Source organism: Streptococcus mitis (assembly GCF_023110375.1).
GTDB classification, from domain to species: domain Bacteria; phylum Bacillota; class Bacilli; order Lactobacillales; family Streptococcaceae; genus Streptococcus; species Streptococcus mitis_CI.
In genome coordinates, this window is record NZ_JALDVV010000002.1 from 45,023 (window position 1) to 60,331 (window position 15,309).

The window sequence follows — 15,309 nt, forward strand, 5'->3', positions numbered from 1 at the left end:
TTTTAAAACAAAAACTCACCAACCTGAGTTGATGAGTTTCAAATCTATTTTCTAAATTTCCACTGGCTGTAAATCCCGAAACCGATAATCCAGATAGCTGAACCGATCGCTCCTACAAAGGTAGACTCTTGTAAAAAGAGGGTTACAAAGACAAAGGCAAAGAAGAGCATGGTTAAAGGATTTAAGAAACGATAGTGGGGCATGAGATAGCCATCCGCCATAAAGTCTGGTGACTTGCGGTATTTAAGGTGAGCCACCATAATCAAGATATAAATGGCGATATAAACACCTGATGACGATGCCGTAATCAAGGCAAAGGCATCCGAAACGCCTGGCAAGACATTAATAAAGGCTGCTAGGGCAATCAAGATTGCTGAAGCGATGATGGCATTTTGTGGCACATTGTGTCGAGAAAGAGTATCTGCTTTAATTGCTTTTAGGAAGCGATTTGGCGAATCATGGGCAATCTGGTACAAATGACGCCCTGTTGAATAAAGGGTTGAGTTAAGAGCAGACGCTGCTGAGGTCAAAACAACGAAGTTAATCAAGGCTGCCGCCCACTTGATACCTGCCAATTCAAACACTGTAACAAAGGGAGAATCAGCGGATGCAAGTTCACGCCAAGGAATAATGGACATAATGGCTAAGAGAGCTCCACCATAGAAAAAGACGATACGCAAAGGAATTTCCTTAACGGCTTTTGGCAAGACCTGACGTGGATTTTTGGTTTCAGAAGTTGTGACCCCGATAAACTCAATCATGAGGTAGGCAAAGAACACCATCTGGAAGGCCATGACAAAGTTCACTCCACCATTTGGGAAGAGAGAGAAATTATCAGTAATATTGGCCAAACTTGCTACGCCATGAGGTGTCTTAAAGCCTGTCAAGACCATAAAGACTCCTGTGGCAATCATGGCTAAAATAGCCACAATCTTGACCATCGCAAACCAAAACTCAACTTCCCCAAAGAGCTTCACCGCAATCAGATTAACCAAGGCTAGAATGGTCAAAAATCCAATCTCAATCATCCAACTTGGCCAGCTAGGGAACCAAAACTGAACATAGTGAGAGATGGCTGTGATTTCCGCCATACCGATAAAGACAACGGATAGCCAGTAAGACCAAACCGAGAAATAACCCCAGCCCTTGCCTAAATGGCGCGTGATAAAGTTGATAAAGGTATGTTGCTCAGGGTCTTGGTAGAGCATTTCCCCAACCGCACGCATCATGAGGAACATGAAAGCCCCAGTAATCATATAAATCAGTACAATAGAAGGACCTGTTAGGCTGATAGAGCGACCTGCTCCCAAAAAGAGTCCTGTTCCGATTGTTCCTGCAATGGCCATAACCTGCACATGACGATTGGTCAGACCACGCTCCATCTTATTTTTTTTCTTCTTTGAACTCATATCGTCTCCAATTCAATTTAAAATGGAAAAAGGAGTGAGTGAAGCGCACTGCCTCCCCACTCCTTTTTTCTATTTTTAGGCTGTTTTTTCAACTTTCAAGATTTTTACATCATAGCTACCAACAGGTGTTTCAATGGTTGCTGTATCACCTGTTTTCTTACCAATCAAGGCTTGTCCAATTGGGCTTTCATTTGAAACCTTTCCTGCAAAGGCATCTGCACCCGCTGAACCTACGATAATATAAACTTCTTCTTCGTCCTCACCAATTTCTTGGATAGTGACTGTTTTACCAATCGCTACTTCATCATCGGCAACTGAGTCGCTATTGACGATTTCAGCATAACGGATTTTTGTTTCCAAGCTAGAGATTTGTCCTTCAACAAAGGCTTGTTCATCCTTAGCCGCTTCGTATTCACTGTTTTCAGAAAGATCACCGTATGAACGGGCAATCTTAATGCGTTCTACCACTTCTGGTCGGCGAACCAATTTCAATTCTTCTAATTCTTTTTCAAGTTTTTCCTTTTCCGCAAGGGTCATAGGATATGTTTTTTCTGCCATTTTTCTCAACTTTCTTTCGATAGTATTGAATCTCTATCTGAGATTCTCATTTTTGTAGTCTTAGTTTGAACTACTATTTTGAGTAAGCTTGCTATTGACGTGCTCAGCTACATTACGATCATGCTCTTCCTGTGTCACTGCGTAATAGACTTTACCATCTGTAACATTGGCTACAAAGTAGAGGTTCTCACTCTTTGTTTGGTTGATACTTGCTTCAATCGCGTCCTGACTTGGACTATCTACTGGACCAGGCATCAAACCAGGTTTTGTATAAACATTGTATGGTGAATTAATCGATGTGTCAATTCCAGCATCATCTGCTAGGCTGATATTTTGGCCAAGTTTCCCTTGGGCATACAAGATTGCAATATTGCTTTGAAGTGGCATACCAAGGTTCAAACGATTGTAGAAGACACCTGCAATCAACTTACGGTCTTCAGTCTTAGCACCTTCTTTTTCAACAAGTGAAGCAATTGTTAGCAATTCATTGACTGTCAAGTTTTTAGACTTGATTGCACTATAGTGCGGAGTCAAGGTCTTATCCATAGCTGCCAGCATCTCATCAATCAAACTTTCAATAGTTGTGCTTTCCTTGATAGAGTAGGTCGCTGGGAAAAGATAACCTTCCAAACGGTAACGAACTCCACTTTCTTTCGTTGGCAAGCTTTCGAGTAGATTTGGATATTTAGCAACTTCTTGACTGATAAAGTTGTCATCTTGCACTTTAGCCAAGAAAGCTTCTGCTGTCAAAGGTTCTTTAAATTCACCTTGCAATTGGCCTACAGCTTGAGCTATTTGATCAATGGTATATCCTTCTGGAATGGTCAAATCTGCAAGTGAAGGTTCTTGAGGTTCAGGAGTACCACCTTTTTGGAGTTCCTTAATGATATCCTCTGTACTCATGCTCTTTTGCAAATTGTAATATCCAGCCTTCAAATCTGAATAATTCTTATATTTAGCATAAAAAGCAAAAATCACTCCGTGTTTAATCACACCAGAATGTTCAAGTGCTGATCCAATCTCTTGGACATTGGATCCTTCTGGGATTTGAACCGTTACATATTCCTTAGAATTTGCATCAACTGGTAATAAAGATGATTGAACATACTGGTAACCAAAGTAACCACCTGCTGAAATCAAGGCAAGGAAAATCAATAGAGAAATGAAGAAAGCTTTCAAATGTGATTTTTTCTTCTTAACAGGTTTAACTGTCTCACGACGACTACGACGTGGAGTTTCAGAAATCACGTCAACAGCTTCCGCTTCGACGACCGGTTCAGGTCTTGGCGCTTCTGCTTGTGTCTCTTTTGGTTCTTCAGTTTTATAAGAAACAGCTACTCTTGTTGGAGTTGTGTTCAAATCTCTTTCGACCTTTTGTGGACGATTGACATCTGGTCCTGGAACCGGTCCTGAGGGACTTGCTTCAGCTGGTGAAGCTGGAACATCTTGACTAGGATGACTAGGAACGATTGGAGCTTCCTCTCTTAGTTCCTCCGCCGGTGATGCAGGCACATCTTCACTAGGATGCTGTGGAACACGTGGTGCATTCTCCATAATTTTTTCAACAGCTGATAGGGATGCATTCATCACCTCTTCATCAGCAATTTTTGTGTCAGGGACAGACAAAGCTGATTTTTTTTCATCAAGCTCAGCGGCCTCTTGGCGAATCCCTTCATAACGTTTTACTTTTTCTAAATCACGCAAAATCTGCTCTTTAAAGCTTAATTTTTCGTCTTCTCTTGGCTTTTCACTCAAAAGTTTATCCTCCTCGTTGACAATCCATAATATTATATCTTAAAAACGAAAGAAAAGCAACTTAGCATGCTTTTCTAGCTTATTTTTTAGCTTCCCAGACCATATCATACCAAGTTTCCCCTGCAAAGGTTGACTGAGACTGGCCTTCATTGACAAATCCATGCTTTTCGTAGTAGGTGATGAGATAGTCATGACAGGTTAGGTTAATGCCTTCTCTTTTGTGTTCAAGAGCCAACTCTTTCAAGGCTGTTAGTAATTTCTGACCAAGTCCAAGGCCCTGTGCCTCCTCGGCAATAGAAAGACAGGTCACAGAGATATAACCACCAGGCTCATGACTATAATCTTCTATCGCTTCTGTAAAAGACTGATCTTGCAGATAGCGGTGTGGTCCAACTGGCCCTTCTATATACCCCATGATTCTGCCTTCTTTTTCTGCAACCAGAAACGAGGTCTGAATTTCTCGCAAATGCGCCTCAAAAACAGAGCGAGGAATGGCTTCTTCAATCGAGAAATTTTCTAGTTCAATCTCAACGATACGATCCAAATCTTCTAATCTTGCTTGTCTGATTTTCATTGTGCCTCCAGATAAAAGGGATTAAACCAAATCATACTAAAACCCTGGCTAGTTGCATAAAGCGAAGTTTCTTCATCAATAAAACCGTTCATTTCAAAATAGGATAGCAACTCATCAGGACTCTTCAAACGAATAGCTTTGTAATCCAGCTTAACTGCCACATCTTTCAAAGCCGCAAGAAGAAGCGTGCCCAAGCCCTGTCTCTGATGGCCAGACTCAATGACTAAAGAATGCATTTCTAGACATTGCGGATTATGTGGCTGAGGACCACCGAGAACATAGCCTAGAAGCTGATTTTCATCCCTAGCTAGAAGAAAGGTATCCGCATACTTACGGATACTTTCTTCTAAAATATGGGAAGGTTGCTGCTTTTCAGCTGGAAAAGATGAAGCCTTAAGTTCCTCTATCACAGCCAAATCAGACTTACTTGCCTGAATGATCTTAATTGGAATTTCCATGGGAAAATCCTATTGAACATTGCTTGTCAAGTTAGACAAGAGTCGCTCAAATGAGTATTCATAGGTTTGGATATCTCCTGCTCCCATAAAGACGTAAACAGCATTGTCATGGTCTAGGAGTGGAGAAACATTTTCAACAGTGATCACTTGGTGTTTCTTGTTGATTTTATTAGCTAGGTCTTCTACCTTAACATCACCATGGTCTACTTCACGAGCAGATCCATAAATTTGCGCTAGGTAAACTGCATCCGCCTGGTTCAAAGCGTGGGCAAAGTCGTCCAACAGGGCAATAGTTCTAGTAAAGGTATGCGGTTGGAAGATTGCTACGATCTCTTTACTTGGATATTTTTGACGAGCCGCATCCAAAGTAGCAATGATTTCTGTTGGATGGTGGGCAAAGTCATCGATAATCACCGTATCATTGACAATTTTCTCAGTGAAACGACGCTTAACACCGGCAAATGTTTTCAAGTGTTCACGAACTAAGTTCAAATCAAATCCAGCTGTATAAAGAAGACCAATAACGGCTGTCGCATTCATGATATTGTGACGACCAAAGGTTGGAATATGGAATTGCCCCAAGTCTTGTCCACGGAAATGAACTGTGAAGGTTGAACCAGTTGTTGAACGAAGAAGATCACTAGCGACAAAGTCATTACCTTCTGCTTCAAAACCATAATAATAAATTGGTGCATCAGACGTAATCTTACGCAATTCAGCATCTTCTCCGTAGATAAACAAACCTTTGGTAATTTGTTTAGCATAGTCGTTAAAGGCATTGAAAACATCCTCTAGACTTGTGAAATAGTCTGGATGGTCAAAGTCAATGTTAGTGATGATAGAATATTCTGGGTGGTAAGGCATGAAGTGGCGCTCATATTCGTCAGATTCAAAGACAAAATATTTGGCATTAGCTGATCCACGACCTGTCCCGTCTCCAATCAAGAAGCTAGTATCTGTGATATGAGACAAGACATGAGACAACATACCTGTCGTTGAAGTTTTTCCGTGCGCTCCAGCAACTCCCATGCTAACAAAGTCGCGCATAAAGCTACCTAGGAACTCATGGTAACGTTTGTAGCTAATGCCATTTTGGTTCGCATAGGCAATTTCGACGTTGTTATCTGGACGAAAGGCATTTCCAGCGATAATTTCCATATCACCGTCTAGATTCTTTTCATCAAAAGGAAGAATGGTAATTCCTGCCTGCTCAAGACCACGTTGAGTAAAGTAGTACTTTTCAACATCTGAACCCTGTACCTTATGCCCCATTTGGTGCAACATCAAGGCCAAGGCACTCATACCTGATCCCTTAATTCCGATAAAATGATATGTCTTTGACATGTTTTCTCCCCTATTCCGTAATTCTTGTCAGATTCAACTCTTGGGCAACCTGACGTTCTTGTTCTTTTTGTTGATTCTTTTTATTGTAGATTTGGCTCTTCTTCAGAAAATCATAATTGTTTTTCTTTGGGCCTGAAGTTTCTTTTGGCTCAGCTTGAGTCGACATATTGTTCACTTCTTCCGCCAAGATGTAATGAGATTGGGTCAATTTTTGACTATATTTGACAAATTCACCAGGATTTTCCTTTTGGAAAGGCGCGGTAGGTTGATTGCCCTGTCTAACCAGACTTGGCTGAGAATGGCGTCTTGTAGGAGTAATATCCTTAGTCAGATAGCTTGCTGAGCGTTTCTTTTTCAAGTCCGCACGCGCTTCTTCACGCGCCACTTCCGCATAGCTCTTTCCTTCTTTTTTAACTCCTAAACCAGCCTTCTTAGGTTTCTCTACTGGCTTTTCAATCGGTTTGACTGGTTTTTCTTCAGTAATAGGAGCCCACTCCAGATAATTCTTATCACGGTATTCTCCCTTGATATTACTGATAAAGTCAGATTCATCATAGAGGTCCATAACCGGCATCTCAGTCAACATGATCTCATCATCTAACACCAATGGAAATCGTTCTTCTCTCATTTTCTATTTCCTTTCAACACTTCATTATAGCGTATTGTCTTGATTTTTCAAGTGCTGGCTTCAGAAATTCCCAAAATTTCTCTAATTTGTGCTAGGGTCAGACTGCCACGTGACTCTGTGCCGTCCAATACTTGTGACACCAGATGTTTCTTCTGTTCTTGAAGTTTCTGGATTTTCTCTTCAATGGTTCCCTTGGTCACCAAACGATAGACCTCAACCGTTTCTTCCTGACCCATCCGATGGGCACGGCCAATAGCTTGCGCTTCCACCGCAGGATTCCACCAAAGGTCAACCAAGATAACTGTATCAGCACCTGTCAGGTTCAGACCGACACCACCAGCCTTAAGGGAAATCAGAAAGGCATCTCTTTCCCCTTGGTTAAAGGCCTTGGTCATATCTTGTCTTTCCTTGGCTGGGGTTGAACCCGTAATTTTAAAGGAAGTCATGCCCAAGTCTGGCAGTTCTTGTTCAATTTTCTCCAACATTCCCTTGAACTGCGAGAAAATCAAGACACGGTGTCCACCGTCTGCCACCTGTACCAGCAGATCTCGGAGACTATCCAGTTTACCACTGGCACCCTGATAATCCTCCATAAAGAGGGCAGGGGTGTCACAGATTTGACGCAAGCGCATCAGACCAGACAAGATTTCCACTCGACTTCGTTGGAATTCCTGGTCTGACACTTGAGCCAGTCGTTCCCGCATCTGTTGTAACTGGGCCAGATAGATAGCCTTTTGCTGGTCTTCCAGTTCATTCTTATAAACGACTTCTATCAAATCTGGCAATTCAGTCAGAACTTCTTCTTTCTTGCGTCGCATAACGAAAGGCTTGATAAACTGAGCTACTCGCTCAGCTGGCAATTTCATAAATTCTTTCTTGCTTGGCAAGAGTCCTGGCATAACAATTTGGAAAATAGACCACAACTCACCCAGATGATTTTCAATAGGAGTTCCTGACAAGGCAAAGACCGACGGTACTACAAACTGTCTCAAGGTCTGGGCAATCTTGGTCTGGGCATTTTTCATGACCTGAGCTTCATCTAAGAAAAGGAAGTCAAAGGCTATCCCCTGATAAAGATCACTGTCCTGACGGAAGGTAGCATAACTCGTCACATAGATTTGATGACTCTCAGCAAGAATCTCTTCACGACTAGCTTTCAAACCATGAACAACAGCCACATCCAACTGTGGAGCAAATTTCTGAAATTCATCCGCCCAGTTGTAAATCAAACCTGACGGAGCTAAAATCAAAACCCGACTTTCTTTTGTCACTTGACTGGTCAAAAAAGCAATAGTCTGTAGGGTTTTACCAAGTCCCATATCATCAGCCAAAATCCCACCAAAACCATAATAATGGAGCATTTGCAACCAACGAATTCCCTTTTCCTGATAATCTCGTAAATCAGCCTGAACCTGAGTTGCTTGCAAAGGAAAGTCCTCTGGATGCGTCAAATCCTGGGCCAGATTCTGGAATTCTTGTGAAAAAGAAACACGGTCACGCCCCTCAAAAAGATGAGCTAAACTGTAGGCCAAGGATTTTCGAGCCTGTAAGGAGCCATCTTTTAGTTCAAATTGCCCCAGTTCCTGTAAATTTTGGCGAATCTTCTTGGTTTCTTCATCGAAAAAGTAGACTTGATTGGACGAATCAATATAAAAATCTTGATTATCAACCAAGGCCTGCATGGCTTGGTCAATTTCCTCTTGGGCAATATCTTGAAAATCAAACTGGATTTCCAAGAGACCTCCCTTGGAAGCAATCTGCACTTGAGGACTCGCTAGACTATATAGTTCTTCTAACTTGTCTGATAGGTTAACATGCCCGAGTTTTTCAAAGACTGGGATGATATCATGGAAGAAATGATAGACAGACTCTGCTTTTAAGGCCTGACGCCAAGATTGAAAGTCCGCTTCAAATCCAGCTGCCAAACAGACTTGGAAAATTCTTTCTTCTAAGTCAGCATCACTCGAAAAGGGTAATTCTTCTAGCTCTTGTCGGCTAGATACCTGTCTATCCCCATAATCAAACCGGATTTCCAGACGAATCCGATTATCCTCTTCCCTGTCAAAGTAAAAAGAGGGAGAAAAAGTTTTGATTTGTAGACGTTCTGGAGCTGAGACGTTCCCCATCTGGCTAAAGAGAGTTAAACAAGAAGCCAACTTATCTCGGTCACTACTATCAAATTGCAGGTATTTCTTTCCATGCTGATCCAAAGGCAACACTTTGATTTCCTTGAGAAGACGCATCTGCTGGTCTGTTAGAAAATAAACCTGACCTTTATGGAAAAGCACAGCTCCCTGATAAAAGACATTGACCCTTGGACTCTCACTGATTTCCATTTCAAAATAATCCGAGTATTCTGTTACTGTAAAGGCAAATAGATTGGCATCCGCATGCAAATCCTGAAAAAGGAGGGTTTGGTAGCTATCCACTTGATGGTCAAATTGAAAATGGGGCAAGGCCATCAGTAAATTCACACCCTGCTCAAAAAAGGTCAGAGGAAAAAAGAGGTGCCGACCTTGGTTTTGGAAAAAAAGCTCTAAACTAAGTCCTTCCTCCGTTAGTCCGTGCAAGAAAGTCAGAAGCTCTTGGCTGGCCTCATCAAAGGATTCCCAAGACAGAGACTTCTCATAGGTCTTACCAATCATATAAGGTTTTCTCTTCTCGACGACTTTTAAAAAGAGTGGAATATCCCGAATGACATAGTATTTTTGACTACTGATTTGCCCGATTCTCAGAGTCCACAAGATACGATTGGTTCCTGCTTCCACTTGTCCTACAGCCGATAAATCATAGGCTCGGTCTGGGTTTGGAGACAAGATTCGATCCAAAAATTTTCCACCCAAGGTCACCTTGGTTTCAACGGCCTCTTTTTCCTCATGACCTTCTTCCAGACTTTGCAAGATTTCCTGACCACGCTCATCATTTTTCAGAAAATGCTCCAGAGCTGCCAAATGCACACAGTAGCCCCTCTTTTGGAAAAAATCACAGGCACAAAAAACCAAATCATCCTCTAAACTATAGCGCAGTTCTTCTTCTGCAACGCGAGCGTAGAGCCGATTATTCTTTTCCTTGATGATGTCAACCTTACCAGTTTCATAAAGGGCAACGCCTTCGATACGGACTTTCCCCGGAATCAATTTAGCCATATTTTTACCTTTACCTTATCTTTTTATTATACCATATTTTCCCCTATGAAAATAGCCTTCTAGAGATACTTTTCTCCTAGAAGGCTGGATTTTTAACGTTTGGCAAAAGTCGTCACAATTCGCTGACAAACTTCTTGTAGCAGGGATTTAGGCATGGCTACATTGAGACGGGCATGGAGACTTCCTTCCTCCCCAAAATCCAAACCACGGTTGAGGATAACCTTAGCTTCATTTCTCAACAGCTCTTGCAATGTTTCATCAGTCAGGTCATAGGCTGAAAAATCAAGCCAAATCAAGTAGGTTCCTTGCGGTTTCATGACCTTGATTTTAGTCTCTTTTCCAAATAGTTCCACCACATAATTGATGTGGTCTTCAAAGACTTGCTTGAGTTCCTCTAACCAATCCTTCCCATAGCGATAAGCAGCTTCTGTCGCCAAATAGCCCAAGCCTGAAATTTCATGCTGATTATTGGTCAACTGGCGTTTCTGGTAAGCCAGTCTCAACTTAGGATTTTCAATGACTGCATAGGAATTTTTTGTCCCAGCAATATTAAAGGTTTTAGTGGCACTGGTCAAGACGATAGCAAATTCTTTAAAGTCAGGGTTGACAGTATTGAAGGAATGATGCTTGTGACCAAAGAGGGCCAAATCTTGGTGAATCTCATCTGAAACCAAGAAAACACCGTGTTTTTGACAGAGTTGGCCAATCTTGTCCAACACTTCCTTTTCCCAAACACGTCCACCAGGATTGTGAGGGTTGCAAAGAATATAGAGTTTGACCTCCTCTTCCACCAAATCCTTCTCCAGTCGGTCAAAGTCAATCTCAAACAGACCATCCTTTTCCACCAAAGAATTGGTAATCAATCTACGGTTGTTCAACTTGACACTGCGTGCAAAGGGTGGATAGACAGGTGTGTTAATCAAAACCGCTTCGCCTTCTTTTGTAAAGGCTTGAATAGCTGTTGAGATGGCTGGTACCACACCCTCGATAAAGACAAGAGCCTCTTTGTCAAAGTGGTAACCGTGTTGTGTGGCTTCCCACTTTTGAACTTCCTTAATTAACTCTTCACTGGCATAGGTATAGCCATAAACCAGTTGATCCGCATAAGTTTGCACGGCTTGGCGGATTTCAGGCAAGACTACAAAGTCCATATCCGCTATCCAAGCTGGTAGGACTTCACTATCCGTTTCTGCTTCTTTCCATTTATAGGTATGATGCCCTAAACGGTTTGGCAGGCTTGTAAAATCATATTTTCCCATCTTTGTCTTATCCTTCCAAGGCTTGGCGCAAATCTGCAATCAAATCTCTAGCATCCTCAATCCCAATTGATAAACGCAAGAGGTCATCTGTCAAACCATAAGAATGGCGCACTTCTGCTGGAATATCAGCGTGAGTTTGCGTCGTTGGATAAGTAATGAGACTTTCTACCCCACCTAAACTTTCCGCAAAAGAGAAGACCTTGAGGCTGTTTAAAATGTGAGGAATGCGTTTTTCATCTGCTACTTTAAAGGAAATCATGCCTCCACGACCAGTGTAGAGAACTTCCTTAACTGCTGGAGAATCCTTCAAAAAGGCAACCACTTCTTGGGCGTTAGCTGTTGAGCGCTCCATACGAAGAGACAAGGTCTTGAGACCACGAATCAATTGATAACTATCAAATGGAGACAAGACTGCCCCTGTCGTATTGAGATTATAAAAAAGCTTCTCGTATAGTTCTAAACTATTGGTCACAACCACTCCAGCCAAGACATCATTGTGCCCTGCTAGATACTTGGTTGCTGAATGAAGAACGATATCTGCTCCATCTTCAATTGGACGTTGGTAAATAGGGCTATAGAAGGTATTGTCCACCACCACTTTAGCACCCTTAGCATGAGCCAATTTTGCTAGTTTTTCGATATCAAATTCCAACATCAAGGGATTGGTTGGTGTTTCGATATAGAGAACATCCACGTCCTTTTCTAACTCGGCAATCAACTCTTCTTCTGTATTAGCATAGGTAAAATGGAACCGACCTTCCTGCTCGACTTGGTTGAACCAACGGAAAGAACCCCCATACAGATCGCGTACAGCCAAGACTTTACTTCCTACTGGAAAAACACTAAAAGCCAGTACAATCGCAGCCATTCCTGAGCTCGTCGCTAGGGCATAGTCTGCTGATTCGATTGCCGCCAAGACCTCTTCCGCCTTACTGCGAGTTGGGTTTTTAGTACGGGTATAGTCAAATCCAGTAGACTGGCCAAACTCTGGATGCTGATAAGTGGTTGAAAAATGAAGCGGTGTCACCAAAGCTCCTGTCGCTTCATCTGTTTTAATGCCCGCCTGGGCCAAAATTGTGTTAATGTGTAATTCCTTGCTCATACAATACCTCCAAATCTATAGTAACTATTGTACCACTTATTTTCATCAACTCATTTTCTTCTTTTCAAGAGCTGGTTATAGTTTTAAACTATAGACTTATACTCTTCGAAAATCAAATTCAAACCATGTCAGCGTCGCCTTACCGTACTCAAGTACAGCTTGCGGCTAGCTTCCTAGTTTGCTCTTTGATTTTCATTGAGTATTAGCTAGTAAAGCTAAAAAGAATCCAGAAAAGCTTCCAGATTCTTTTGTAACGATGATTACTAGAGTTTTATTTCGACTGAAAGAAATCGTGTTGGGCTAAATAGTCATAATGGTCTTTGTTAAATTGATACTGGCCCACATGCTGACTAACCTGACCGACATCCACGGAAAAAATATAGGCTTCATTTTTATAGTTCCAGTTCAGCCTAACTGTATTCAAGACTATCTTATAAGTAAAATCTTGAACTTGATTCCAAGGCATCTCTACGACTTGATTAGAACGATTCTCAGTCACATCACTGATATCCATCAAGTAGATTCCCTTAGGTGTGAATGCCAGAATCTTAGGCTTCACACTCGACTGAACATAGTAGGAACCACCTATAATGAAAAAATCAATAAAAGATTTCAGCAATGTCTTTTTCTTAAAAGCCATCAGAAAATTCTTTTGCCCTTCAATGCGACAAGTTGAAAGAAATGATGCAATCTGTTTTTCTGTTGCAAACTCCATAATAGCGCCCATAATCTTACCTCCATAACGATTAGTAAATAGGCAGTTAAGAATTCTTCACTTAAAGAAGAACTTATCATTTGTTGCATTTTATCTTACTTTTACAGTAGACGGCATCCCTCCTATAAAATCATCCTAGCATATGCATACTTCAGTTAACACTGGAAGAGGATTTAAAAAATAGCTCTCACAACTTTTATTATATTTATTATATCATAAATCTGATAAACAATTTAAAAAATGTAAGCACTTTTCTTCCAACTTCGCTATCATTCTATTAAAAAACGACAGCTTCTTTCGAAACCATCGTTTTTCTTGAAAAATTCTTATTTGACATGTTTTGCCAATTCTTCTTGGGCTTTTTTATTGGATTCTTCTTTTTCTTTCAGCCATTTTTCTTTGGCTTTTTCATATTCATCTTTTGTGACTGTTTTATCTTGTACTTTGAGATATTTATATGATTCGATACCTTTATTACCAGCTAATGAATATGGTGTTGAGAAAGGAACGACTTTTCTCAATGTTGGTGTTCCACCCTTAGAAACATTTGGAATCGCTAAAGCGCTATCTACCAACCACGCTTGGATATCAGCATACTTTTCATAGCGTTTTGCAAGATCTTGTTCCTTATTGGCTTCTTCCAACATTTGAGTGTAGACATCCAGTCCAACAGCCTTGGCCTTATCATTGGCTTCACCTGGCTCTAAACCTAGATTTTGCAACAAACCACCAGAATTAAGGTTGAAGACATCAAGATAGGTTGAAGGGTCTTGATAATCTGCACCCCAACCACCATTGTATAGATCATAATCCTTCTGAGCTGCTGTCTGAGCCAAATAGCTTGTATTATCATAGTCTTCAGTAGTAAGTTGTTGAATATCAATTACAACATTTTCTGCACCTAAAGCTGCTTCAATAGATTGCTTCATAGAATTTGCCTCTTGAACACCCTGTTTAGCAGCTTGGTCAACTGTCATGTCCAAGTGGATAGGGAATTGAATTCCTTTAGCTTGGAGTTCTTTCTTAGCCTCTGCAAATTTAGCCTTAGCTTTTTCAGCATTGTAGTATGGATCTTGGGCATCCGCAAAGTTGATTCCTTGCCATTCCTTACCGTAGTTAACCATTTTAGACGCAACTACTTCACCAAAGTCTTTGCCATTGATACTTACGAAGTTTGGTGGAACGACTAGGTTACGCAAAATCTTGGTTGCACCATCCTCTCCTTGAGATTGAGCCCCGTAAGCTGTTCGGTCATAGGCAAAGTTAATGGCTTGACGGAAGTTTTTATTAAGAACCGCTTCCTGAGTCGATTTCTTTTCAGCATCACTTGTCTTGGAAGTGAATTTATAAGATTTTCTATCTAGGTTAAAGTTTAAGAAATAAGAAGTGGCATCTTGCAAGCTATAGATGATATTGTCCTTATTCTTTTCTTTAATACCTTCAAAGCTTGCACTATTTGGATAAAGGCGAGCATAACTATAAGCACCCTCAACAAAGTTACGAGCTAGTGCATCTTGGTCACTACCATCATAATAAGCCAATTTCACATCATCTACAAAGACATTTTTAGCATCCCAGTAGTTCGGATTTTTCTTGAATTCAATGACAGATTTTGAAACAAAGGATTTCATCAAGAAAGGTCCATTGTACAAAATACTAGATGGGTCTACCTTCCCAAAATCATCCCCTTTTGATTTCAAGAAATCCGCATTGACTGGGAAGAGAATGGTTGAGGTTGTTTTTGAGTTCCAGTAAGATTCTGGTCGTGTCAAGGTATATTGAACAGTTTGATCATCAAGAGCCTTAACTCCGACAGTTGAAAAGTCGCTTGTTTTACCAGTGATGTAGTCATCTAAACCAGCAACGGATTCTTGCACCAAGTACAAGGCTTCTGATTTTTTATCAGCCGCATATTTCAAACCAGTTACAAAATCTTGGGCAGTTACAGGAGCATATTCATCTCCATCTGCAGTATACCATTTTGCATCTTTACGAAGTTTGTAGGTATAAGTCAAACCGTCTTTAGAAACAGTCCAATCCTCTGCCAAGGATGGGATATAGTTACCGTACTGATCATTTTCCATGAGACCATCTACTAGATTAGTCACAATATCATTGGTTGTTGCACGGTTTTCTGCTAGATAGTTCAAACTAGATGGATCACTAACATAGACATAATTATATGTTTTCGACGCATTCGTTGAATTTCCACACGCGCTTAATAAAATACCTGCGCTTAACACGACACCTGCAAGTGCTGCATACTTGGCCTTAGACTTTTTCATTTCCAGAACCTCCTGATTTAAATATTTGTCTTATTATACAACTTGAGTTTTATTTAGTCAATAGCTTTTTAAGTAA

12 protein-coding genes are annotated in these 15,309 nt (G+C 41.0%); all 12 read right to left on the reverse strand.

What is annotated here, in order from left to right:
• Positions 1-44: 44 nt before the first annotated feature.
• The 12 genes from M1G12_RS02370 to M1G12_RS02425 all read right to left on the reverse strand — a co-directional run bounded on the left by M1G12_RS02370 (position 45) and on the right by M1G12_RS02425 (position 15,233).
• Positions 45-1,409 carry an amino acid permease gene (locus M1G12_RS02370; protein ID WP_247949353.1) on the reverse strand — a complete coding sequence of 455 codons (1,365 nt, stop codon included), beginning with the start codon at positions 1,407-1,409 and terminating at the stop codon, positions 45-47.
• A gap of 75 nt (positions 1,410-1,484) precedes the next feature.
• Positions 1,485-1,967: a transcription elongation factor GreA gene (gene greA, locus M1G12_RS02375; RefSeq protein WP_000818748.1), complete on the reverse strand. Its 483-nt coding sequence runs from the start codon at positions 1,965-1,967 to the stop codon at positions 1,485-1,487.
• 60 nt (positions 1,968-2,027) lie between these two features.
• The gene (gene mltG, locus M1G12_RS02380) at positions 2,028-3,722 is read right to left on the reverse strand and encodes an endolytic transglycosylase MltG (protein ID WP_247949354.1); all 1,695 of its coding nucleotides are present in this window, start codon (positions 3,720-3,722) and stop codon (positions 2,028-2,030) included.
• Positions 3,723-3,801: 79 nt separating this feature from the next.
• Entirely contained in the window at positions 3,802-4,296 is a 495-nt protein-coding gene (locus M1G12_RS02385) for a GNAT family N-acetyltransferase (protein WP_247949355.1), read from the reverse strand.
• The gene (locus M1G12_RS02390; RefSeq protein ID WP_247949356.1) at positions 4,293-4,754 is read right to left on the reverse strand and encodes a GNAT family N-acetyltransferase; all 462 of its coding nucleotides are present in this window, start codon (positions 4,752-4,754) and stop codon (positions 4,293-4,295) included. The genes M1G12_RS02385 and M1G12_RS02390 overlap by 4 nt, the downstream gene beginning before the upstream one ends.
• Positions 4,755-4,763: 9 nt before the next feature.
• On the reverse strand, positions 4,764-6,098 hold the full coding sequence (gene murC / locus M1G12_RS02395; RefSeq protein WP_033681567.1) for a UDP-N-acetylmuramate--L-alanine ligase: 1,335 nt from the start codon (positions 6,096-6,098) through the stop codon (positions 4,764-4,766).
• A 10-nt stretch (positions 6,099-6,108) separates the two neighbouring features.
• Positions 6,109-6,726 (reverse strand): divisome accessory protein ZapJ, encoded by a 618-nt coding sequence (locus M1G12_RS02400; protein ID WP_247949357.1) that lies wholly within the window; start codon positions 6,724-6,726, stop codon positions 6,109-6,111.
• Between the two features lie 47 nt (positions 6,727-6,773).
• Entirely contained in the window at positions 6,774-9,872 is a 3,099-nt protein-coding gene (locus tag M1G12_RS02405; RefSeq protein WP_247949358.1) for a pilus expression-regulating Snf2 family helicase, read from the reverse strand.
• A gap of 92 nt (positions 9,873-9,964) precedes the next feature.
• The gene (locus tag M1G12_RS02410; protein WP_084953308.1) at positions 9,965-11,131 is read right to left on the reverse strand and encodes a MalY/PatB family protein; all 1,167 of its coding nucleotides are present in this window, start codon (positions 11,129-11,131) and stop codon (positions 9,965-9,967) included.
• 7 nt (positions 11,132-11,138) lie between these two features.
• Positions 11,139-12,233, reverse strand: a complete 1,095-nt coding sequence (locus M1G12_RS02415; RefSeq protein ID WP_247949359.1) for a cystathionine gamma-synthase — start codon at positions 12,231-12,233, stop codon at positions 11,139-11,141.
• 271 nt (positions 12,234-12,504) lie between these two features.
• The gene (locus M1G12_RS02420; protein WP_247949360.1) at positions 12,505-12,960 is read right to left on the reverse strand and encodes a hypothetical protein; all 456 of its coding nucleotides are present in this window, start codon (positions 12,958-12,960) and stop codon (positions 12,505-12,507) included.
• A gap of 314 nt (positions 12,961-13,274) precedes the next feature.
• Entirely contained in the window at positions 13,275-15,233 is a 1,959-nt protein-coding gene (locus tag M1G12_RS02425; RefSeq protein WP_247949361.1) for a peptide ABC transporter substrate-binding protein, read from the reverse strand.
• Positions 15,234-15,309: the final 76 nt, after the last annotated feature.

Excerpts from the sequence above, each read along its gene's own strand:
- M1G12_RS02410 (WP_084953308.1), bottom strand. The coding sequence starts at position 11,131 with ATGGGAAAATATGATTTTACAAGCCTGCCAAACCGTTTAGGGCATCAT.
- M1G12_RS02405 (WP_247949358.1), bottom strand. The coding sequence starts at position 9,872 with ATGGCTAAATTGATTCCGGGGAAAGTCCGTATCGAAGGCGTTGCCCTT.
- greA (WP_000818748.1), bottom strand. The coding sequence starts at position 1,967 with ATGGCAGAAAAAACATATCCTATGACCCTTGCGGAAAAGGAAAAACTT.
- murC (WP_033681567.1), bottom strand. The coding sequence starts at position 6,098 with ATGTCAAAGACATATCATTTTATCGGAATTAAGGGATCAGGTATGAGT.
- M1G12_RS02425 (WP_247949361.1), bottom strand. The coding sequence starts at position 15,233 with ATGAAAAAGTCTAAGGCCAAGTATGCAGCACTTGCAGGTGTCGTGTTA.
- M1G12_RS02415 (WP_247949359.1), bottom strand. The coding sequence starts at position 12,233 with ATGAGCAAGGAATTACACATTAACACAATTTTGGCCCAGGCGGGCATT.
- M1G12_RS02385 (WP_247949355.1), bottom strand. The coding sequence starts at position 4,296 with ATGAAAATCAGACAAGCAAGATTAGAAGATTTGGATCGTATCGTTGAG.
- M1G12_RS02390 (WP_247949356.1), bottom strand. The coding sequence starts at position 4,754 with ATGGAAATTCCAATTAAGATCATTCAGGCAAGTAAGTCTGATTTGGCT.
- M1G12_RS02420 (WP_247949360.1), bottom strand. The coding sequence starts at position 12,960 with ATGGGCGCTATTATGGAGTTTGCAACAGAAAAACAGATTGCATCATTT.
- M1G12_RS02400 (WP_247949357.1), bottom strand. The coding sequence starts at position 6,726 with ATGAGAGAAGAACGATTTCCATTGGTGTTAGATGATGAGATCATGTTG.
- M1G12_RS02370 (WP_247949353.1), bottom strand. The coding sequence starts at position 1,409 with ATGAGTTCAAAGAAGAAAAAAAATAAGATGGAGCGTGGTCTGACCAAT.